General features: G+C 43.9%; 9 protein-coding genes. 6 read left to right on the top strand and 3 right to left on the bottom strand.

Going from position 1 to position 23,279, the window contains the following annotated elements:
- Position 1: 1 nt before the first annotated feature.
- The 4 genes from OCV20_RS07630 to OCV20_RS07615 all read left to right on the top strand — a co-directional run bounded on the left by OCV20_RS07630 (position 2) and on the right by OCV20_RS07615 (position 3,323).
- A complete protein-coding gene (locus OCV20_RS07630; protein WP_017066317.1) occupies positions 2–1,099 on the top strand; it encodes an amino acid ABC transporter permease in 1,098 nt (365 codons plus the stop codon).
- A gap of 22 nt (positions 1,100–1,121) precedes the next feature.
- Positions 1,122–1,886 (top strand): amino acid ABC transporter ATP-binding protein, encoded by a 765-nt coding sequence (locus OCV20_RS07625; RefSeq protein ID WP_017059704.1) that lies wholly within the window; start codon positions 1,122–1,124, stop codon positions 1,884–1,886.
- A gap of 282 nt (positions 1,887–2,168) precedes the next feature.
- Positions 2,169–2,834 (top strand): Bax inhibitor-1/YccA family protein, encoded by a 666-nt coding sequence (locus OCV20_RS07620; protein ID WP_017057206.1) that lies wholly within the window; start codon positions 2,169–2,171, stop codon positions 2,832–2,834.
- A gap of 159 nt (positions 2,835–2,993) precedes the next feature.
- Entirely contained in the window at positions 2,994–3,323 is a 330-nt protein-coding gene (locus OCV20_RS07615) for a TusE/DsrC/DsvC family sulfur relay protein (RefSeq protein WP_017057205.1), read from the top strand.
- Between the two features lie 58 nt (positions 3,324–3,381).
- Here OCV20_RS07615 and yccX read toward each other — a convergent pair whose 3' ends face one another.
- A complete protein-coding gene (gene yccX, locus OCV20_RS07610; RefSeq protein WP_086775769.1) occupies positions 3,382–3,669 on the bottom strand; it encodes an acylphosphatase in 288 nt (95 codons plus the stop codon).
- Positions 3,670–3,757: 88 nt separating this feature from the next.
- Here yccX and OCV20_RS07605 point away from each other — a divergent pair, with 88 nt between their 5' ends.
- Together OCV20_RS07605 and OCV20_RS07600 are read left to right on the top strand one after the other, a co-directional pair.
- Positions 3,758–5,161, top strand: a complete 1,404-nt coding sequence (locus tag OCV20_RS07605) for a methyl-accepting chemotaxis protein (protein WP_086775770.1) — start codon at positions 3,758–3,760, stop codon at positions 5,159–5,161.
- Positions 5,162–5,290: 129 nt separating this feature from the next.
- Entirely contained in the window at positions 5,291–6,484 is a 1,194-nt protein-coding gene (locus OCV20_RS07600) for a class I SAM-dependent methyltransferase (protein WP_086775771.1), read from the top strand.
- A gap of 61 nt (positions 6,485–6,545) precedes the next feature.
- Here the strand turns inward: OCV20_RS07600 and OCV20_RS07595 are convergent.
- Both OCV20_RS07595 and OCV20_RS07585 read right to left on the bottom strand, forming a co-directional pair.
- Positions 6,546–7,750, bottom strand: a protein-coding gene (locus tag OCV20_RS07595) for an IS3 family transposase (RefSeq protein WP_261881436.1) whose coding sequence is annotated in 2 segments (ribosomal slippage) — positions 6,546–7,363 and positions 7,363–7,750 — 1,206 coding nt in all. Because the reading frame shifts where the segments join, the coding sequence is not laid out codon by codon here.
- Between the two features lie 98 nt (positions 7,751–7,848).
- Positions 7,849–23,082, bottom strand: a complete 15,234-nt coding sequence (locus OCV20_RS07585) for a VCBS domain-containing protein (RefSeq protein ID WP_276540047.1) — start codon at positions 23,080–23,082, stop codon at positions 7,849–7,851.
- Positions 23,083–23,279 lie beyond the last annotated feature (197 nt).

Raw genomic sequence — 23,279 nt, 5'->3', positions numbered from 1 at the left:
GATGAGTACACATCAATTTCAACCTGATCTTCCGCCTCCAGCGAATACCGTTGGGCCAGTCGGTTGGTTAAGAAAAAATCTATTTAATGGACCTGTTAACAGCGTCGTCACTGTGATTCTTGCTTACTTTGCTTTCACCCTATTATGGGCAATAGCGGATTGGGCATTCATCAGTGCCGACTGGATAGGAACCACACGCGATGCCTGTACTAGCGAAGGCGCTTGTTGGGTTTTTATCAGCGTTCGTTGGGACCAATTCATGTATGGCTTCTACCCAGAAGCTGAACTTTGGCGACCTCGCCTCTTCTACGCAACGTTGGCCATTTTTGTAGCCTTACTGGCTTATGAAAAAACACCTAAACGCACGTGGATTTGGTTGTTCTTCGTCAACATCTACCCATTTATCATTGCCGGCTTGCTATACGGTGGCGTCTTTGGGTTAGAAGTTGTTGATACCCATAAATGGGGCGGCCTATTGGTTACACTGGTCATCGCACTTGTTGGTATTGTAGTGTCACTCCCTATTGGTGTTGCACTTGCTCTTGGGCGTCGCTCAGAGATGCCGATCATTCGCAGTATGTGTACCGTATACATCGAAATTTGGCGTGGCGTACCGCTCATTACAGTTCTATTCATGGCTTCAGTAATGCTGCCACTCTTTTTATCAGAAGGGACAGAAACCGATAAGCTGATTCGAGCACTTGTTGGGGTAGTACTATTCAGTGCAGCCTACATGGCCGAAGTAATTCGTGGTGGTTTACAAGCAATACCAAAAGGCCAATACGAAGCAGCTGATGCTCTGGGGTTAAGCTACTGGAAAAAGACTGGGCTTATCATTCTACCTCAAGCTCTTAAAATCACGATTCCTTCAATTGTGAACACCTTCATTGGTTTGTTTAAAGATACCAGTCTTGTTTTGATCATTGGTATGTTTGATGTACTAGGGATTGGCCAAGCCGCGAATACCGACCCTGAATGGCTTGGGTATTCAACAGAAAGTTATGTATTTGTCGCGTTAGTGTTCTGGGTGTTTTGTTTTGGCATGTCGAGATATTCGATATGGCTAGAAAACAGACTTCACACCGGTCACAAACGATAATTAACAAGATCAAGGACGTATTATGACGCAGCAGACAGAAAACAACTCTCAAGGTCTTATGATCGAGTTGAAAGACATGAACAAGTGGTACGGTGAATTCCACGTACTTAAGAACATCAATCTAGAAGTGAAAAAAGGCGAGAAAATCGTTATCTGTGGCCCTTCAGGCTCTGGTAAATCAACGATGATCCGCTGCATAAACCGATTAGAAGAGCACCAAAAAGGTCATATCTTCGTTTCAGGTAATGAATTAACGGAAGATCTAAAGAACATTGAAGCCGTTCGCCGAGATGTCGGCATGTGTTTCCAGCACTTCAATCTGTTTCCACATCTGACGGTATTAGAGAACTGTACTCTGGCCCCTATTTGGGTCAAAAAGATGCCAAAAGAAGAAGCCGAAGCGATTGCAATGAAGTACCTAGAGCGAGTTAAAATCCCAGAGCAAGCGGACAAGTTCCCAGGTCAGCTTTCAGGTGGTCAACAGCAGCGTGTAGCTATCGCTCGCTCTTTGTGTATGAACCCTCAAGTGATGCTGTTTGATGAGCCAACGTCGGCGCTCGATCCAGAAATGGTTCGTGAGGTGTTAGACGTAATGGTTGAGCTTGCAGAAGAAGGCATGACGATGCTTTGTGTAACGCACGAGATGGGCTTTGCTAAAGAGGTCGCGGATCGCGTTATCTTCATGGATGCCGGTGAAATCATAGAAGAGAACAACCCTGTCGATTTCTTTGAAAACCCACAATCAGACAGAACGCAGAACTTCTTAAGCCAAATCTTACACCACTAATGTGTTATGATGCATAAACTACAGAGGCGGCTTAGGTCGCCTCTTTGTTTTCAGTGTTATAATTAGTTTTTCAAGATTATAAACAGCGATTCAGTGCGATTAAAATTGAACAACGAACCTTAACTGCACTTTAAGAAATACTTTGTTACACCTTCAGAAACACTTAACCGACTATTTTGATTATTATTTTACGTATACAAGAGGAATGAGAGACTTGATTTTTCGAACTTTCACCCCCATAAATGTACTAATAACTATTGAAGTCACCTTACGAGGAAGATTATGAACAGCCCTATGTTTTCACGCACAGCATCTCAAGAAAGTGCTCTGCAAACCAATAAAGTGTTGCGTAACACCTACGCATTACTGTCTATGACACTACTTTGGTCTGCTGTTGTAGCAGGCGTATCCATGGCGATGAACCTTCCTCGCCCGGGTCTTATTATCATGCTAGTTGGCTTCTACGGCCTACTTTTCCTAACAGAAAAGAACCGTGACAACAGCATGGGTCTAGTCTTCACATTCCTATTTACAGGTTTCTTAGGCTACACCATCGGTCCAATCTTAAACATGTACGTTGGCGCAGGCATGGGTGATGTCATCCTAACTGCACTTGGCGGTACAGCACTGGCGTTTATGGGCGCATCAGCTTACGCACTAACAACTAAGCGTGACCTGTCGTTCCTTAATGGCATGCTATTAGCTGGTTTCGTAGTACTACTTGTAGGTATGGTTGCAAACATCTTCCTACAAATGCCTCTACTATCATTGGCAATGAGCGGTATGTTCATCCTGTTCTCGACTGGTGTTATCTTGCTTACAACGCAAAACATCATTCGTGGCGGTGAAACAAACTACATCTCTGCAACGATCAGCTTGTACGTATCGATCTACAACATCTTCATCAGCCTACTAAGCATCCTAGGCATCATGGGCAGCGACGACTAATCGTTCCCATCATTGAAGAATATCTTGCCCAAGAGCTTATCTCTTGGGCTTTTTTTATCTATAAGTGCGATATTTCTTTAGATAGCTACAATTTCAGTTGAGAAAGACAAACTTGGTCATGTACCCTATCCGCATAGTTAATTGGATTCTGGATTAAACATGTTTGAATATAACGGCAAGCAAATCGAAACCGACGCTCAAGGCTACCTATTGGATTACACGCAATGGGAAGAAGGTATGATTGAAATTCTTGCTCAAGACGAGGCGATTGAACTTACAGATGCACACTTAGAAGTCGTACATTTTGTAAGGAGCTTTTACGAAGAGTTCAACACCTCACCAGCGGTTCGCATGCTCGTTAAAGCAATGGAAAAAGCCCACGGCCCAGAAAAAGGCAACAGTAAGTACCTTTTCAAGTTATTCAAAAAAGGCCCTGCAAAACAAGCGACCAAGCTCGCCGGTTTACCTAAACCAGCAAAGTGCTTGTAGAACCTAATCCGCTTTAGGCTATTAAGTTACGTTCGATATAAATACTGTAGTGCCATAACTACAGTATTTTAAACGCCCCTATGCGTACGTCCTGGCGCTCGCTATCTTTCACTTGATGCATCACTACGTTGTCTACTGTTGCGCTCGAAGGGCCAATATTGAGCCAAGCATGTAACTTCTCTATTTGTTGATTCTCTCCGACAGCTAACACTTCAACTCGACCATCATTTAAGTTCTTTGCATAACCTGAGAGCCCCATAGCTTGCGCCTGCCTACTGGTGTGGTAACGGAACCCAACACATTGAACTACGCCTGACACGACAAAAATATATTGTGAACTTTCCATAACGTTGCCTCATAAATTATATGAATGATATAGTCGAGCTTCTATTCATTCACCGCTTATTGGTGGACTTACTTCGAGTATAACGATTATGAAAGAAATCCCATTTCGTTGGATTGACAAATATCTCATTCACCTAAAAATCCAAGAAAAGTTCTATCTACTCTTCTTATTGCCTCTTCTCGCCCTGGTTATATTAACTCTCGTTTTAGATAGTGCCGCGGACTCTTTACTTGCTCATCTTTATCAAGAAGAAATGCTCTTGATGAAAGGGCTTATCGAAGCAGGTCAACTCAATAAAGATCAAGTTGCTCAGCTTGTCAGCAGTTCTGAAACCATCTCTTTGGGCTACGGTGCTGGTTCTGTTTCAGTAATGAATGGTGCATTCAGCCTAGTTGCTAACCATGACCAAAACCTTTGGTCTGCTCTCTCGACGACTCAGGTTTCTATCATCGCTGTAACCCTAACGCTTATCGCACTAGGTGTTTACTACATCATGACCTTTATTGGCGGCGCGATGTTCTCTATGAACAAAGCTCTGAACACGCTTGCGAATGGCGACTTAACTTGCCGCATGAACTACTTCTTAGTTCGTGACGAGTTCAGTGAAATCGCGATTACAATCGATAAAGTCGCGGAGCGTGAACAAAACATGGTTCTATCAATCCAAGAGTCTGTCGCTCTCATGCAGCAGATCAGCTCGGACTTGAACCAGTCAACACAACAAAGTTCAGACATCTCAGGTAACCAACAAGAACACCTGAATAGCTTGGCAAGTGCAACGGAACAAATGGCGGCTACGATTCGCGAAGTCGCTACCCTTGCTCATGAGTCTAGTTCACAAACGATGGACGCTCGCGGCGTTGCTCAGAGCGGTCAAGTCAAGGTTTCAAATACACTGGAGTCTATCTCTAGCCTATCTCAAGAGATCCAGTCCGCTTCACAAGCAGTAGAAGAACTGGATGCCAACGCGGCGCAGATCGATGAAGTAGTCACAACCATCAACGGTATTTCTGAACAGACTAACCTGTTAGCGTTGAACGCCGCTATCGAAGCCGCACGTGCTGGCGAGCAAGGTCGTGGATTTGCTGTTGTTGCCGATGAAGTTCGTGCCCTTGCCGGTCGTACTCAGCAAGCAACGGTTGAAATCCAAAGCATGATTGAATCATTACAACGTAACAGTCAATCACTGACCAAGCTGATGGAAGTCACGGTGAACAATGCTAACGAAGGCCAAACACTGATGTCAGAAGTGAACGTCGAGATCGGTTCATTAGCGGAAAAAAACCAGTCTATTTCAGATAGCAGCACTCAAATTGCTACCGCGGCTGAAGAACAAGGCGTAGTCGCTGACAACATTGCACAGAGTGTTGAAGAGATTCGTCATCAGTCAGACAGTATCTGCGAGATGATCAGTAAGAGTAATTCCAATGTTGACCAACTTCGTAAACAAAGCGATACGATGGAAGGTTTGCTGACCGGTCTTAAAGCTTAATACAGCTCTCCAACCACAATGTGTTGATTAATCATTACTAGGGCTGCTTTGGCAGCCCTTTCTTATTTGCTTTTCACCTGTACTTCCCCGACAATACCCCTCCTTCAAATTCAACAAACAGAGTAAATTATGACTCCTTCAATTCATCTAGCTAAAGGCCGAGATAAATCACTACGCCGCAAACACCCTTGGGTATTTTCACGCGGTATCGATAAGGTCGAAGGCGAACCAAAACAAGGTGAAACTGTAGACGTATATGCTCAAAATGGTCAGTGGCTTGCAAAAGCGGCTTACTCACCAGAATCTCAAATTCGAGCTCGTGTTTGGACATTTGAAAAAGAAGAGATCAACAAGGCGTTCTTCGTAAAACGAATTCAAGACGCACAGTCTTTACGTGAAGATATCATTGAGCGTGATGGCCTAACGGGCTACCGCCTAACGGCCGCAGAGTCTGATGGCTTGCCTGGTATCACAATCGACAAATATCAAGACTTCCTTGTTTGCCAACTGCTAAGTGCTGGCGCTGAATTTAACAAAAGCGTATTGGTAGAAGCGTTAATCGAGTGCTTCCCTGACTGCAACATCTACGAGCGTTCAGACGTGGCAGTTCGTAAAAAAGAGGGCCTAGAACAAGTTGTCGGCGTTCTTTATGGTGAAGAACCACCGAAGTCTATCGTGATTGAAGAAAACGGCGTTAAGATCAGCGTGAACATTATGGAAGGCCACAAAACGGGCTTCTACATGGACCAACGTGATAGCCGCAAAGAATCTATGAAGTACGTCAAAGGAAAAGATGTCCTTAACTGCTTCTCATACACAGGTGGTTTTGGCCTGTACGCGCTTAAAGGCGACGCGAAGCGTGTTATCAACGCTGACGTATCTCAACTAGCTCTTGATACAGCTAAATTCAACGCTGAACTTAACGAGTTTGATATCTCGAAAAAGCGCGCTGTATTCCTAAACGCTGACGTTTTCAAACTGCTTCGTGAATACCGTGACCAAGGCACTAAGTTTGACGTAGTGATCATGGATCCACCAAAGTTTGTTTCAAGCAAGAATAACCTAACTTCAGGCGCTAACGGCTACAAAGACGTTAACATGCTTGCGATGCAAATCCTGAAACCAGGTGGCACTCTACTCACCTACTCTTGCTCTGGCTTAATGGGTACTGATTTGTTCCAAAAAATCATTGCTGATGCAGCATTAGATGCAGGCCGCACTGTTAAGTTCGTAGAACGCTTCGAGCAAGCAGCCGACCACCTAACAGACACAGCCTACCCAGAAGGTTTCTACCTGAAAGGTTTTGCTTGTAAGGTTCTTTAAGCCTTGAGCTTTAGACTCTATTTTATATGACCCGTCCTGATATGGGTTGACACTTGATTGACTAAAACGCTCGATGTACTTCATCGGGCGTTTTGTATTTTAGAGCTGTGTGAGGCCTATATTCATTATAGATTTTTACTGATTCGGCGACCATTTTCTTTGCTTCATCTAAATCATTAGGCTTATTCAACAGATACTCCATCTTCAGTATTCCGTTGATCCTCTCTGCCAACGCATTCTGATAACAGTCATAGCCATCAGTCATTGAGCAAGATACATCATACTGTCGATGCAACTCTTGGTATTCAACAGAGCAGTACTGAACACCTCGATCTGAGTGATGTACAAGCTCACCTGTATTCTTCCGTTCTTTCAACGCGTTTAAAAAGGCCTGCTTGACCCTGCGAGCTTTCATATCATCACCTATGTGATAGCCCACGATTTTTCTTGAGTAAGCGTCCGTCACTAAACTGAGATAAGTACAACCACGCCGCGTTGTTAGATAAGTAATATCGGCAACCCATAATTGCTCTGGTCTTTCAGGTATTAAGCCTTCTTTGACACGATTCGGATGGCAGTAAAAGCGATGATTACTATTTGTGGTTCGATGATAAGCCCTTCGATTCTGCACTAATAATCGATTCATTCTCAGCAGAGAGAATAAGCGGTCTCGCCCGATTTTAATATCGTTCTGAGCAAGTAAATACTTGATCTTACGAGTCCCTATACGAGGGTGCATCATCCTTTGCTCTTTCACAAAACCGAGTACTGATTCATCTTTCTTTGTCTGATGAATTTCTGCAACACAGCGCTTGTAGAAAGCTTGTCGTGTAATACCTATGAAGTGACAAGCTTTAGTGACGGTCAACTTTCTGACCGTTTTTTCCTTAATAACTCGGCCTTGCGCTTCTTTGAGATTCGGACACCGAAATCTCGATCCATGACTTTTACAACCGCTTCAAAGAACTCTGCTTTGATCTGAGTCTCTTCTAATTGCTGCTCGAGTTCTTTGATTCGTTGCTCTGGGGTTTGAGTTGAGGAAGAGTTTGACATAGTCGCTCCTAACGCTCTCGATTGTTCTATTCCTTTAGACCAATCTAGTTGACCATGTTTGCGAAGCCAAACTAAAACGGTAGAGCGACCTTGGATCCCATAACGTTCTTGAGCTTGCTTATAAGTCATTTCGCCTTTTTCAACTTGGCTTACGACTGCCAATTTAAAGGCAAGAGAATAATCTCGTTGAGTACGTCTACTTGTTGTTTTCATGACACTCTCCAATTTCATGTTGGAAATGTGTCAACCATATTTAGGACGGTACAATATAACAAAACAGACACATTAAAAAGGGCCTTTTGGCCCTTTTTTTAGTCTGGTAAGTTGACGAATAACTGATTCACCAAATTACTCAGGTCACTACTTATTACACGACCATCACCTTGAGCGTTCACTGAATCAAACTGGTTCCCCGTGTTATCAAGAATGATAGTTTGTGTTTGACCGCTATTAGTTGCGTCTTCAGAGATAGTGATAACCAAATCTTTATCACCACCGCCGTTATCGACCTTCTCAATAGTGATATGTTCAAGAAGATCAGACATTGAGTTTTCCATTGGCAATAATTGAGAGATATCAAGATGGTCTTCACCTAGATCAAAGTCTGTAATTGTATCAACATCGTCTTGGAACGGTTGGTCAACCCATTGGAACAGGTCGGCACCATCATCTCCAACAAGGATATCGTTACCATGACCACCAATTATCGTGTCATTGCCAGAGCCGCCACGGACAGCGTCGTTACCAGTGCCACCATGTAGAACGTCATTGCCGGTTCCACCGAAGATAATGTCTTGACCTTCTTCACCATAGATCCTGTCGTTACCTCCACCACCATTTGCTACATCAAGGCCTGGAGGTGTGTCCTCAAAACCCTTCATTCCATTGTTTTCGTCACCATAGGTGAACTCTGAAACTTCTAACTTAGAAAACTGTTCTATTCTAGAATCGAAGTCATTTGGTAGCACATTAAGGTCTTGAGTTGGCGAAATACTATCTCCCATAAAGATAGTATCTGACCCCGAACCAAGGTTGACAAAATCAGCCCCAATCCCTACATCAATTTGTGCTCCACCGACGTCGTCATACTCTGATTGATGATAAGTAATGAGTGAATTTATTACTGCAGCTGAGCTTGGCCAGTTTAATGTATTGCCACCTTGGACTGTAACACTATCAATACCGCTCGTTGGGGAGTGGATTGTATTTTTAGCCTCAATGGTAACGGTACCAGGTTCTAAACTTAGCTGATTATCAGAATCTTTTGCAGAGTACGTAAACTCATCTTGTAGATCAGTAACGCCGACGACATCAACGTCAACTTCAGCAACGTTGAAACCCGCTCCTTTGCCTTTGTTCGAAGTATTAACGCCAACTAAACGAATCTCATCAAATACGGTATTGTTAGAGTTAATGACAGAGTAACCGTCATGTTTACTCGAAATGACAATCTGAATCGGTTCAATTACATCTACCTGCTTACCATCCCGGAAAAGGTAAGCGACAATTTGAGCATGTCCATTATTGAACAAGCCATCAAGACTAGCAAAAGACACTTTAGCTGAAGAAATATCCCCTTCGTTTGAGGCGATAGAAACATACTCACCAATCTGAGTTTCTTTACCAGTGCCGCTGTCATGAGTAGTACTAACAAATAGACCTTTCTGGTTATTGTTGTGATCGTACTTAATCGTTGCTCCGTCACCCGCAAATTGACCATTTTCAAATGTGCCGCCGGAGAGGGTTACACCATCAAGCTCTAGCTTATCTACACCATCATCTTTATTTTCGAGATTAAGACCATGCTCTTCAGCAAAGTTGCCAACCGTAAAGTCGCTGTTGAACGTCGTAGTGTTGGTACCGTCAGCAACATAGACAACTTTACCACTATCAAGAACTTCACTTCCAACTTCAAGCGGGCCTTCAACAATCTTTCCGTCATCATCAATTAGATAAAGCTTGCCATACTCTGGCAACTCTTCAATTCGTACTGACGTATTCTTATTGTCTCTATCATCTTCTTTATCAATCGCGTTAGGCGCAAAGTTAACATTCGCAACATTCGTATCCGAAGAAATAGTAAAGTCATTAGCAATTGGACGTTCATTAGTGTCGACAGGGCGTTCAAGGACTGTAATATTAATTGTTGCTTCAGACGCATTAGCCAGTTTACCACCAAGATCACCGTGCTCTCCGTGAACATCATCATCCTTGTTGGTGTCCGCCTCTGTCGCAGTTGCGATGACCTTAATGTCAAAGGTACTAGGGTCTAATACCTTGATCTGAAGTTCTGCTAGATCCCAACCAGTTACATCAATTTTAGCGTTTTTATTCGCTTCAGTGACAATATGCATATTCGCATCCTGCCCTGTACCGTCAATCAACACTGAACCAACAGGAAGACCATCCAACTCTACAGTTAAGGTCTCAGAACCATCTGTCGCATCTACCAGCGAAGCGCTAATCTCACTGAGCTTGATAAATGAATCTTCGTATCCATAGTTGTCGACCGCAGTAAATTGAATATTATCAATTATTGCGCCTGTAGAGTCGGCTTCGTCTGCTTCAAGAACAAGGCGATATTTACCTGAAAGCTCAACGGGCAACGTGAACGTTCCCTCTTGCCAACCACTACCTTGTCGCTCAGCAATAAAGTCATAAAGTGTTACCTTACTGCTCTCAATTGGATTGCCAGCATCATCTAGCTTAAAGAGCGATACCTCCATGTCGGAGTCCGAAGGATCAACATCGTCTCTCGCGGCAATATCGAATTTAAAATTGTAGAAGCGGCCAGCGACAAGATCCATATCGGTATAGAGGACTTTGTCGTCAACTTCACCTTCAATTTCCATAACTTGGTTCATTGACGAGCCTGACAGGTATGTGCCTTCAGTACCCACTTCAACATGTTGACCGGGATTAGAAGTACTCCACTCGCCAATAGTCGATACACCCTCGACGTTATTTATTTCAATATCACTATCCCAAGAGCCTGATGTTATCTGTACATCTTCAAAATCAATCGCAGCAACTTTCTCAAAGTCGCCGATGATTAGTGTAGGCCTGTCCGCATCAGGATGAACATCAACGTAAATACTGCCAGATTCTACAGTCTCTTCATCAGAATCTTTAGCTGTTACTGAAATATCAAAGTTAACATCACTATGCTCTGGTGCTTTCACTTTAACCGAATCAATATCATCGATATCAACCACGACAGTGCCACTGTTATCAACTGCAGATTCAACACCACCGACTAATACAGTTGCACCTTGTGGAATACCTGACAGCTCTATCGTGCTTACCGATGTTGCTGCGTCAACAACACTAATGTTTAGGTCAATAAACTGGTCTTCTAAACCTGCCACATTAATGAGGGATAATTCATCAGTGCCAGTCACAGAGATTGATGTTGTAGCCGTTTCAGACTGATTAACGCCGTCAGACACAGTGACTTCAACTAAGCGCGTTTCTTCATCAGGCGTGTCGCTACTGTTTACAAATCGAATAGATTTCAGGAACGTTTCAAACTCATCGGCAGAAACACTGCCTGATGGATGGGTAATTATCAGTGCGATTGCAGTGCCAACCACTGTTTTAGAGACACTGAATCCACTATTTTCAGCCCAGGTTAAGTTATCGCCATCTTTAGCATTGGTTAGAGTAACGCTCATCGATTTGATTGTATCTTTATCGTCAAAGATATCTGCGTCTATATCGGCGATAGCCGCTTCTCCTTCCTCAACGTATGCTGAGTTAAAGTCAATACCACCTGTATCAATCTTACTGACCTTAACAACAAAATCGTTGAAGTCATTATCATCGTTGCCTTGGCCTTTTTGGTCATCAAAGCTCAATACTAGATTTCCGTCACTATCAACCGTGGTTGAGATCTGATGGTCTTCGTCAGTCGATGTATAAACAGGAATACCAGCTTTAACAACACCATCGACAACTAATTGACCTTGATCATTCACTTTAAGGTCATAGAGTTTATCGCTATCAATCTTATTGAAGCCATTTGGAATTAAGAAAAACTCAAGGTTATCGATCGAAGACAACGGTGAATCTAACAAGGTACTCGGTGATAGACTTGGATCATTGCTATTAGAAACCAAAACGTGAAGCTGCTTCTCGCCTGATTCGTCGTTGATATAGTAACCAAAGACATTGCTGTAGCCAGCACCTTCACTTACAAACTCAATGTCGTATAGAGCACCATTTAGATCCACCATTGGCGCTTCGTTGTCGACAATTGTAGCAACACCAGTAACTGCGTCTTGCTGATAAGGAGCATTGCCAGAAATAGAGAACTTCTCACTATTATCTGCATGCGTATCTTGGTTAGTTACGACTTCAACTGTAAACGATTCATGCCCGTCAGGAACACTAACTACAAACTTGCCATTGATAACTTCAACGGTTTGAATCTGCTTATCAACACCTTGACCAAAAGTAACTACTACGCTAGATCCATTAAAGTCGCCCTCAATTGGTTGTCCATCTACACTCACGGCAGAGCCGTCATTTAGAGACATTTCAATTGTGGTTGTGGATTCGCTGCGATTTGAAAGCTCAACAACAAACGTTCCTGACTGGCCTTCTTCAATTTCAATGTCAGTGATGCTGTCAACAACAGGACGATCATTGTTACCAACTTGTGGTCCATCTGGGCCGTCTGGATCGGTACCATCATCCATAATAGTGGTTTCATCTGAAGCAGAGCCATTCGACACATAACCGGACTCGTCAGTAACAACTAGGTTAAAGTCTTCACCACCTTCAAATACCGGGTCATCTTTTGTCGCTACTTCAACAAAGATCTCAGTTTCACCATTAGGGATAGTAACGGTAGGTTTGCCATCCTTAATTACTACATCAAGTTCAACACGTTTAGGCTCCCCGGATTGTTGTGGCTCCAAGTAGTACGCAGTGTATAGTTCACCAATATCTTTGAAATCAGCCGTTTCCGCTGAAGTAGCGTCTCTATCAAGAGTAATTGCTAGCGATACGTCGATATTCTCTGAGGACGGATTATTTAAACTTACTGCGAAGACTGCATTCGAGCCTTCAGCTACGTCTGCAAAACTCTCAACCATTAGCTCAATTGTATCAACGTTTTCGATGATGCCAGTAGCAGATACACCATCGACTATTAAGCTGTAGTTTTCGACGAGCTCATGAACACCATCAATAAGAGTAGGGATAAGAACTGCAAAATCTTTAACGCCAATTGGGACAATCAGCTTTCCACTTTGCTGATCATATGTGACGCCATTAGTAAAACGAACCAGACTCAGGTCGAGATCTTTTTCGTCACCTGAATCATTCGCAGCATCCGTGTTCTTACCAAAAGTAACGTCCAACGCAGATTCAACAAGTGCACTTGAATCCAAAGTGACTTTAAAGCCAAGTTCATCACCTTCAACTACTGAGTCTGCTAGCAGGTCTACAGACGCAACACTAGAAGGAGTCTGTAGAGGGTTTACGATAACATTAACTTCAGCACTCGCGATTTGGCCATTATCATCAGTAATCTGATATTTAAACGTTGTTTCACCGACGAAGTCATCGCCAGTTAAATCAAAGTATACGATGCCATCTTTAATATACGCATTACCTTCCGTTTCACCGTATACATAGGTAATACGTAGATTGTCGCCATCTGAGTCTATATCGTTATTTAGAAGCTCAGAACCGATAATGCCAGCAAGCTTCGATGTTGGAATCTCAAGAATGCCGCCTTGATTCACTGCATATGCGCCTTCACTAGAGGCTTTAAAACCAGTTAGGAAGTAATCTGACGCATCATTATCATGCGTTGCTTGGTTGGAATACTCAGTTGCTTCAAACACCACAGTATCAAACGCGATTGGAGTACCATCAGGACCAAGCGGTGTTATTTCGTAAGTACCTCTATTGTTACCGTCTTCAGCAATAAACGTATCACCTGCAACCGCTACGCCATTGAGGTACGCTACCCAACTGCCTTGTTCATGGTTATCAGTGAAATCACCGTCATTACCTTCGTTTTTAAACAAGTTAGATACTGAAAATGTAAACTGAGTCGCAGGGCTATCTAAGTTGATTTCAAACTTCTCAGATTGCTGCTCTGCACGATCATATTCAATCTGTGCGCCCAATCCACCTACTTTGCCGGCAACACCAATCTTAATGCCGCTGTGTGCGAAGTCTTTATCTTGGCCATTGAAGCTAGCATTTAGCTCAGCGCCTTCGGCTGACCATGGAGAGTCGTTGTCTTCACTGAACTCACCCAGTTTAACTTCGAAGCCTTGCGGATCGTTATTCGCATTCAGGTCACCAGACTTATCGATAGTAACTGTCTTAACTTCACTTTCGTTACCATCACTGTCTACTGCTTTATATTCGAATGAATCTGACGCCTTAGCTTCAAGAGAAGTCAGCTCCCAGTTACCTGGTCCTTGTGTACTTGCTTCCACCGAAACAATCTCAGCACCTTCAGGAGCGACAATTGTGACATTTTGATTATTGTGGGTATCATCATAAAGGAAGGTTTGTTCTTCTGTGACACCATTACCATAATCAAAGGTGACTGTAATCTCAGCTCTTGATTGAACACTATCATCAGCATTTGGGGCAAACCAGCCACCCAAACCACTTAGACCAACCGTTACTGAGTCAGCTGGACGAGAAGAGAAATCAATGTTGATTGCCTCGTCTTGGTGAATACCGCGATTAGTCGATGCAATACCGAAACCCATATGGCCTTGCTGACTGTTGTTTTGAACTAAAGGCTTAGCGTCAACGTTATTTCGACCTTCCGAGGTAATGGTGACAACATCACCATTATCAAACTTCAGTTCGCGAGTATACGCATCTACTTCATCACCCCAGTTATAAAACTCTGCAGTGCTATGAGGGCCTTTATCTAATGTGGATGTATCATCAACACCTAAGAAGAAGCCTGTTGATTCTTGGTCATCTTCATAAACGATGTTGTTAGGATCTGCATACGTCTGCCCAACTACCACTTCAACCTTGTTATTACCATCGACATAGTAAAGAGTTCCTGAATCAGGCAGCTCTGTGATGATCACGCCGAGATTTGTACCTGCGTCATTATCGTTATCATCTTCGTCATCAGAAATATGGTCTGTACCATCACCTTCGATAGTTCCCATTCCGGTATCGAAAATAACTTGCGAAGAGCCATCTGCATTGAGAGAAATAGAGAAGTCTTCAGCTTTTGGCGGGTTATCATGGCTGTCGTCAATAGCTACATTTTTATCAGCGCTAGACGTATCTAGCTTCTCAAATACATCGGTACCATCTTGAGTTACGGATACAACACTAACGTTAAACTCTTGTCCGACTTCGTATTCGTTGTCTTGTTCAGTTTGAATCTCAAAGGTCGCTGTATTTGTATTTGCGTCTACGTTTACAGTTATAACTTCAACAATATCTTCATTGCTCGCGTTTGTGTAAGAGTACTGAAGAGTAACCACACTATCTTCAGGCACTTGTTCACTTAGCGTAATCGTAAATGGACTTGTCTTATCACCCTCAATAACTGAATCGGGACCAGTCAGGCCAACTGTAACGGTATCTTTGTCGTTTGTGTCTATCTCATCGACAATCTTAGCTGTATCTGAGTCCTGTTTGTCATTTTCAACAAACTCGCTAGTTGAGCTAGCTTTTAGAGTTACAGTCTCTTCACCCTCAAGCAATTTATCATCAAGAACCTTGACGAATACTTCTAAGCTATCCGAGCCGCTAGCAATAATAAGATCGGCAAGCTCCTGCTCTGAAAGCGCTTTATAATCTTGTCCATCTTGAACGTAGATCTTGTCTTCGTAATCCTGACCTTTTGTCGCAGTATCATCTGCATGTCCCAGAGTCAGGTCTAGAGCCACGTTTTCTGAAACTAGTTCATTTAAGTTGATTTCAAAAGATAGGAATGCTTCTTCTGCTTCTGTCACTGGTTGGCCTGCCGTAACTGTTAGCTCAGCAACAGGTAATACATCAACATTCACTACAACAGTATCTGTACCACCGTTACCGTCCGACACGGTAACAACAAATGAATCATCTCCATCAAACTCGTTGTTCGGAGTGTACTTCCACTCGCCGGTTTCAGGGTCGATCTCAACACTACCGTTTGTAGGTTGGCTCACCGTGTAAGTCAGGTCAGTGTCGTCAATATCTTTGGCTGTAACAGTACCTGTTATCACCTCGTCTTCTTTCGTTACGACGTCAATTGTTTCGTTGTCACCAAGAGGTGTGCCGTCCTTCTCTATGACTGGCGCGTCGTTAACTGGCTTAACGTTGATAGTAACTACTGCGGTATCAGTACCACCTTTACCATCTGAAATAGTGTATTCGAATGTAGTCACACCGTTAAAATTATCAGCAGGGTCAAAAACAACTTTTCCATCAACGATCTCAACCGTGCCGTGGCTAGAATCAGTCATAACAACAGAGGTTATTTCCAACTCATCCCCATCCACATCATAGTCGTTTGCAAGCAACTGACTATGAGGGATCTCTAGTGTTGTATCTTCATCAGTCGTTAGATCAACTAACACTTCTTGAAGCTTAATATTATCTAAATAAGTACCACTGTTGTCGCCAGTACCACCCACTTCAACGAAACTAATAGTGTTGTCACCCGCAGCACCAACTACCTCAAAGGTGTGCGTTTCCATTGTGTTACTGTCAGGAGTTATGGTCGCAATAACCACGCCATTCCATACAACTTGAATTTTAGCTGTGTGGTTGTCACCACGCGCTGCAATGTCTAGCGAGATTTGGTATGGTTTACCTTCATCTACGCCACCAACAGTTTGACTCAGTGTGACATTGTCACCTCGACCACCTTCGCCTTCCATATCAATAAAGCGATCACCGTCAGTTGACACTCCTTTATATCCATCTTCAACTACATCAAGTTTCCCTGAGTTTGCAGTGAACTCCCAGTTGTCCAGGCTACTCGCGCGGTCACCCCAACTTGGGCTAGATGCGCTAGTAAACGACTCAAAGCTACCATTTAGGATTAAGTCATCGCCCAAGCTGTGTTTATCATCCGTTGCAACAGGTGGATCATTCACAGGAGTGACATTGAGCGTCACAGTTGCATCATCGAAACCACCATTACCATCGGTGATTTGGTACTTAAATGTCGCTTCACCGTTGTAATCTTTATCTGGCGTGAATGTGATTATGCCGTTGACATAATCAACATCGAGTTTACCGTTAGTCGGAGATGTAATGGAATCAAGAACAATTGATAGATCGTCGCCATCGATGTCTGTATCGTTTGCTAGCAACTCAGCGAACGTAATTTCAATTGCTACTTCTTCTGGGGTGGTAAGAATAGGATCATTCACACCTGTGACAGTAATATTGTCTAAAAGAGCACCGTAGCTATCAGACTTACCCGCACCCGAAAAAGTCAAATCAGTACTGTCACCTTGAACATCAAATTCAGCAGTAACTTTATACCAACCATTTGAATCAGGGCCATCAATATGAACATTAGAAATATCAGAGCCTGAAACTGTTCCGTCAGCATGGACAGTGATAGTTTCACCACCAAAGGTGAACTTCATATCTGATGAAGAGTTACCATCACGACGTGGGTTGTAATCAAATTCAACCCGAGCACTATCTTGGCCAGACGTATTAATAGAAGTGGTAATAGAAGTGTTTTGATGCGCATCTAATTCAGCAATATATTCGCCATCAGACGCTTTATTCACGACGCTTTCATGCTGAATTTCAAGACCTTTTGTAGCATCCCAATCTTCTAATTGGTCACCATTAATGACTGTCCAGCCATTGGTGTTGGTCATGTTTTCAAATGATTCTGTGAACAGAATTGTTTCACTACCCGCTTTGTAAATGTCATCATTCGCTTTAGGGCCATCGTTGGTGCCGTTAATTGTGATAGTCACAGTTTCTGTGTCTGTACCACCGTTGCCATCGTCTACCGTCACGTCATAGCTGAAGGTGACCGTCTCGCCTTTCGCTAGGAAATCAACGTCACTGTTAGCAACTTCGTAGTCCCAGCCCGACTTGTCCGTCGTGAACTGAGCAATCAACGTGGCTTTTTGTGCGTCGGTTAATGTACCACCACTCCAAACAATGTCGTCGTTGTAACTATTCCTAACTGTGTAATCATCAGTTGCATCTTTATCTTCTACAGACAACTCGCCGCTGGTGCTCAATGTTGCAAGCGTGTCATTCTCAGTTACTGAACCGCTATTAACTGTCAACTCAGGCTTGTCGTTAGTGCCGTTAATTGTGATAGTCACAGTTTCTGTGTCTGTACCACCGTTGCCATCGTCTACCGTCACGTCATAGCTGAAGGTGACCGTCTCGCCTTTCGCTAGGAAATCAACGTCACTGTTAGCAACTTCGTAGTCCCAGCCCGACTTGTCCGTCGTGAACTGAGCAATCAACGTGGCTTTTTGTGCGTCGGTTAATGTACCACCACTCCAAACAATGTCGTCGTTGTAACTATTGCTAACTGTGTAATCATCAGTTGCATCTTTATCTTCTACAGACAACTCGCCGCTGGTGCTCAATGTTGCAAGCGTGTCATTCTCAGTTACTGAACCGCTATTAACTGTCAACTCAGGCTTGTCGTTAGTGCCGTTAATTGTGATAGTCACAGTTTCTGTGTCTGTACCACCGTTGCCATCGTCTACCGTCACGTCATAGCTGAAGGTGACCGTCTCGCCTTTCGCTAGGAAATCAACGTCACTGTTAGCAACTTCGTAGTCCCAGCCCGACTTGTCCGTCGTGAACTGAGCAATCAACGTGGCTTTTTGTGCGTCGGTTAATGTACCACCACTCCAAACAATGTCGTCGTTGTAACTATTGCTAACTGTGTAATCATCAGTTGCATCTTTATCTTCTACAGACAACTCGCCGCTGGTGCTCAATGTTGCAAGCGTGTCATTCTCAGTTACTGAACCGCTATTAACTGTCAACTCAGGCTTGTCGTTAGTGCCGTTAATTGTGATAGTCACAGTTTCTGTGTCTGTACCACCGTTGCCATCGTCTACCGTCACGTCATAGCTGAAGGTGACCGTCTCGCCTTTCGCTAGGAAATCAACGTCACTGTTAGCAACTTCGTAGTCCCAGCCCGACTTGTCCGTCGTGAACTGAGCAATCAACGTGGCTTTTTGTGCGTCGGTTAATGTACCACCACTCCAAACAATGTCGTCGTTGTAACTATTGCTAACTGTGTAATCATCAGTTGCATCTTTATCTTCTACAGACAACTCGCCGCTGGTGCTCAATGTTGCAAGCGTGTCATTCTCAGTTACTGAACCGCTATTAACTGTCAACTCAGGCTTGTCGTTAGTGCCGTTAATTGTGATAGTCACAGTTTCTGTGTCTGTACCACCGTTACCATCGTCTACCGTCACGTCATAGCTGAAGGTGACCGTCTCGCCTTTCGCTAGGAAATCAACGTCACTGTTAGCAACTTCGTAGTCCCAGCCCGACTTGTCCGTCGTGAACTGAGCAATCAACGTGGCTTTTTGTGCGTCGGTTAATGTACCACCACTCCAAACAATGTCGTCGTTGTAACTATTGCTAACTGTGTAATCATCAGTTGCATCTTTATCTTCTACAGACAACTCGCCGCTAGTGCTCAATGTTGCAAGCGTGTCATTCTCAGTTACTGAACCGCTATTAACTGTCAACTCAGGCTTGTCGTTAGTGCCGTTAATTGTGATAGTCACAGTTTCTGTGTCTGTACCGCCTTTGCCATCATCAACTGTCACGTCATAGCTAAAGATGACTGTTTCATTCGCATTTAGGAAGTCAACTTCAGAGTTCGCTACAGAATAATCCCAACTATCACCATCCACTTTAAAATGCTTAGTGATAGCATCAGTTTGATCTGCAGTCAGGGGACCTCCACTCCATTGAATATCGCCCTTGTAATTTGAAGTAATAGTATAGCCGCTGTCTGTTGCATCCTTATCGGTGAACGATAGCGAGCCGCTATCAGTCAGCAAACTCTCGGAGTCTTCTGTAACACTACCCTGAGTATCGACTGTCAACTCAGGCTTGTCGTTGGTGCCGTTAATTGTGATAGTCACAGTTTCTGTGTCTGTACCACCGTTACCATCGTCTACCGTCACGTCATAGCTGAAGGTGACCGTCTCGCCTTTCGCTAGGAAATCAACGTCACTGTTAGCAACTTCGTAGTCCCAGCCCGACTTATCCGTCGTGAACTGAGCAATCAACGTGGCTTTTTGTGCGTCTGTTAACGTACCACCACTCCAAACAATGTCGTCGTTGTAACTATTGCTAACTGTGTAATCATCAGTTGCATCTTTATCTTCTACAGACAACTCGCCGCTGGTGCTCAATGTTGCAAGCGTGTCATTCTCAGTTACTGAACCGCTATTAACTGTCAACTCAGGCTTGTCGTTAGTGCCGTTAATTGTGATAGTCACAGTTTCTGTGTCTGTACCACCGTTGCCATCGTCTACCGTCACGTCATAGCTGAAGGTGACCGTCTCGCCTTTCGCTAGGAAATCAACGTCACTGTTAGCAACTTCGTAGTCCCAGCCCGACTTGTCCGTCGTGAACTGAGCAATCAACGTGGCTTTTTGTGCGTCTGTTAACGTACCACCACTCCAAACAATGTCGTCGTTGTAACTATTGCTAACTGTGTAATCATCAGTTGCATCTTTATCTTCTACAGACAACTCGCCGCTAGTGCTCAATGTTGCAAGCGTGTCATTCTCAGTTACTGAACCGCTATTAACTGTCAACTCAGGCTTGTCGTTAGTGCCGTTAATTGTGATAGTCACAGTTTCTGTGTCTGTACCACCGTTGCCATCGTCTACCGTCACGTCATAGCTGAAGGTGACCGTCTCGCCTTTCGCTAGGAAATCAACGTCACTGTTAGCAACTTCGTAGTCCCAGCCCGACTTGTCCGTCGTGAACTGAGCAATCAACGTGGCTTTTTGTGCGTCTGTTAACGTACCACCACTCCAAACAATGTCGTCGTTGTAACTATTGCTAACTGTGTAATCATCAGTTGCATCTTTATCTTCTACAGACAACTCGCCGCTAGTGCTCAATGTTGCAAGCGTGTCATTCTCAGTTACTGAACCGCTATTAACTGTCAACTCAGGCTTGTCGTTAGTGCCGTTAATTGTGATAGTCACAGTTTCTGTATCTATACCGCCTTTACCGTCATCAACAATCACATCATAGCTAAATATCACTTTATCGCCGTCCGGCAAGAAATCGACATCACTGTTCGCAACAACATAGTCCCAGCTATCGCCATCAACGGTGAAGCCTTTTGTTATTGCGAGTATCTGCTCATCAGTTAATGTTCCACCATCCCACTCGATATCACCTTTGTACGTCGCATCAATATCATGGTCAGTATCTGTGATGTCTTTGTCAGTAAATGACAGTGCACCACTGTCTTTCAGCACTGAGTCGGTATCTTCAGTTACACTGCCTACCGTCACTGTCGTAAGTTCTGGCGCATCATTCTTACCGTTAAGCGAAATGGTCACTTTTTCTGTATCAGTGCCACCGCTCCCATCGTCCACAATGACGTCGTAGCTAAAGGTGACTGTTTCACCTTCTGCAAGGAAATCCACTTCACTGTTCGCTACCTCATAGCCCCAGCCTGATTTGTCAACGGAGAACTGAGCAATCAACGTCGCCTTCTGATCTTCCGTGAGAGTCCCTCCGCTCCAAACAATGTCGTTGTTGTAACTCTTGTCAACGGTGTAGTCATCCGTAGTGTCTACATCTTCAACGGAAAGAGTACCGCTATTGCTTAGCGTGGCACTCGCATCTTCAGTTAAGGAACCCGTAGTATCTACTGTCAGTTCAGGCGCATCATTCGTGCCTTTAATCACAACTTTAATGACTGCATTACCGGTAGTATCAACCGACTCTACTGGGAATTTAAGGACAAGTTTCTCACCCTTAGCCATGGACTGTACACTGTCATTATCAAGTTTGAATGACCAGCTACCATCGGGATTTAGGTTGAACACGCCGTAATCGGTCTTAACGTCAGGTTGTGCGACAACCAGTGCTTCGCCTGCATCAGCATCAGAAATATCAAGCTGACCACTCACTTCTGATTTCTTGTCTTCTGTTACGACACCACGTTGATTGTCAACGGTTGCTAAATCGTTCGTACCTTCAACAATAACGTTAACGGTCGCTTTCCCTGTTCCATCTAATGACTCAACAGCAAATGACAGTGGGACTTCTTCGCCCTCTGGCAGACTTTGTACCGCCGGCTTGGTGTTATCAATCGTGAAGCTCCAAGTACCGTCCGCGTTCACTTTGAACGTGCCGTACTCGTTTTCGATCGTCTGAGGTTTAAGCTCTGATTCACCTTCGTCTGCATCGCTGACCGTCAGTTTGCCTTCGGCTACCGTTGTCGGTGCATCCTCTTTAACACGACCGTCATCAACGTCACCCTGGCCTTCACCAACGGTGGCTGTGTCATTGGTGCCTTTCACAACCACTGTCACCGTACCTGTGCCAGTGCCGTCTACAGACGTTACATCAAATGAGAGCGGGATAGATTCACCATCAGATAATGATTGAATGGCTACACTGGTATTATCTATAGTGAATGACCAGTTTCCATCACGATCTACCGAGAACGTACCGTATTCATTTGTAATAGCGAAAGGTTGAACAAACGCTTCACTTTCATCGACATCGGCAATGGTTAAGGTGCCCGTAGCTACATCAGCAGTATCATCATCCTCTACAACATTACCGCTATCATCGCTCACTGTTGCTGGATCATTCACTGGCGTAACATCAATTGTGACAGTTAACGTGTCTGTCAGACCAGTTTCATCCGTCACGATAACTTGGAAGCTATCTGGGCCGTTATAGTTTGCATCTGGAGTGTATTGCCAAGAGCCATCTTCATTTAGGGTAAGGCTACCGTTAGAAGGGCCTGATTCAACTGAGAAGGTAAGAAGGTCATTATTTGCATCGGTCGCAGTTAACTGTCCGTTTAACAAAGTATCTTCTGGAACAGACGCACTTACTGCATCTTCAAGCGCGCTAAAAGAAAGGTCTACAAAAATTGGCTCTTGTTGTGCGAATCGGAATTGCTCTAGCAGGCTTAAGCTTTGAGTACGAGACATGCCCAGCGCTTCAAATCCCGTTGTTATAAATTCGGTTCCTGGGGTCGTTTCTTCACCGTCTCGTTCTACAGTCCCACTAGTTGCTAAGCTAGAACCATTTTGACCAGCAGCGGTAGCGAACTCATCTCCTAACTCTGTAGGGTCTTGGCCTTCTTCTAATGCGGCAAAGATATTTGCGATATCTTGGTCTAGTTCAACTTCACCATCTTCAGGTGAAAAACGCTTAACTGATACCTGAGGTTCATTAGGTGTATTTTGAGATTCAAGAGTTACATCTCCAGCCTGAAGAGGCTCTCCGTCTTCAAGTACTCTAACCGTGCCATCCACTGAAATAACAATGCGCTGACCCAATGCAAGTGCACCAGTCAAATTCAATGCTGTAATGTCCATATCAACCCCTAAAACCAATTTTCGCTTGCCACGTCAATTTTGTGACATCTTATTTATATAATTCTTTAAAATATAACATTTAACGTCACATCATTCCTAGTTATGAATCTAGTATTTAACAAACCGAGTGCCAAGGTAATGACGCTGATCACATCACACAATAATGAAAGTGCTCACACTATCAATATAAGTTATTG

It is taken from the genome of Vibrio coralliirubri, assembly GCF_024347375.1.
GTDB classification, from domain to species: domain Bacteria; phylum Pseudomonadota; class Gammaproteobacteria; order Enterobacterales; family Vibrionaceae; genus Vibrio; species Vibrio coralliirubri.
Note: the sequence above shows the minus strand (reverse complement) of the source record. Positions and strands in the feature narration are given on the sequence as shown.

Coding starts and splice junctions, on each gene's coding strand:
- OCV20_RS07620 (WP_017057206.1), top strand. CDS start 2,169: ATGAACAGCCCTATGTTTTCACGCACAGCATCTCAAGAAAGTGCTCTG.
- OCV20_RS07630 (WP_017066317.1), top strand. CDS start 2: ATGAGTACACATCAATTTCAACCTGATCTTCCGCCTCCAGCGAATACC.
- yccX (WP_086775769.1), bottom strand. CDS start 3,669: ATGGAAAGTTCACAATATATTTTTGTCGTGTCAGGCGTAGTTCAATGT.
- OCV20_RS07585 (WP_276540047.1), bottom strand. CDS start 23,082: ATGGACATTACAGCATTGAATTTGACTGGTGCACTTGCATTGGGTCAG.
- OCV20_RS07625 (WP_017059704.1), top strand. CDS start 1,122: ATGACGCAGCAGACAGAAAACAACTCTCAAGGTCTTATGATCGAGTTG.
- OCV20_RS07605 (WP_086775770.1), top strand. CDS start 3,758: ATGAAAGAAATCCCATTTCGTTGGATTGACAAATATCTCATTCACCTA.
- OCV20_RS07600 (WP_086775771.1), top strand. CDS start 5,291: ATGACTCCTTCAATTCATCTAGCTAAAGGCCGAGATAAATCACTACGC.
- OCV20_RS07615 (WP_017057205.1), top strand. CDS start 2,994: ATGTTTGAATATAACGGCAAGCAAATCGAAACCGACGCTCAAGGCTAC.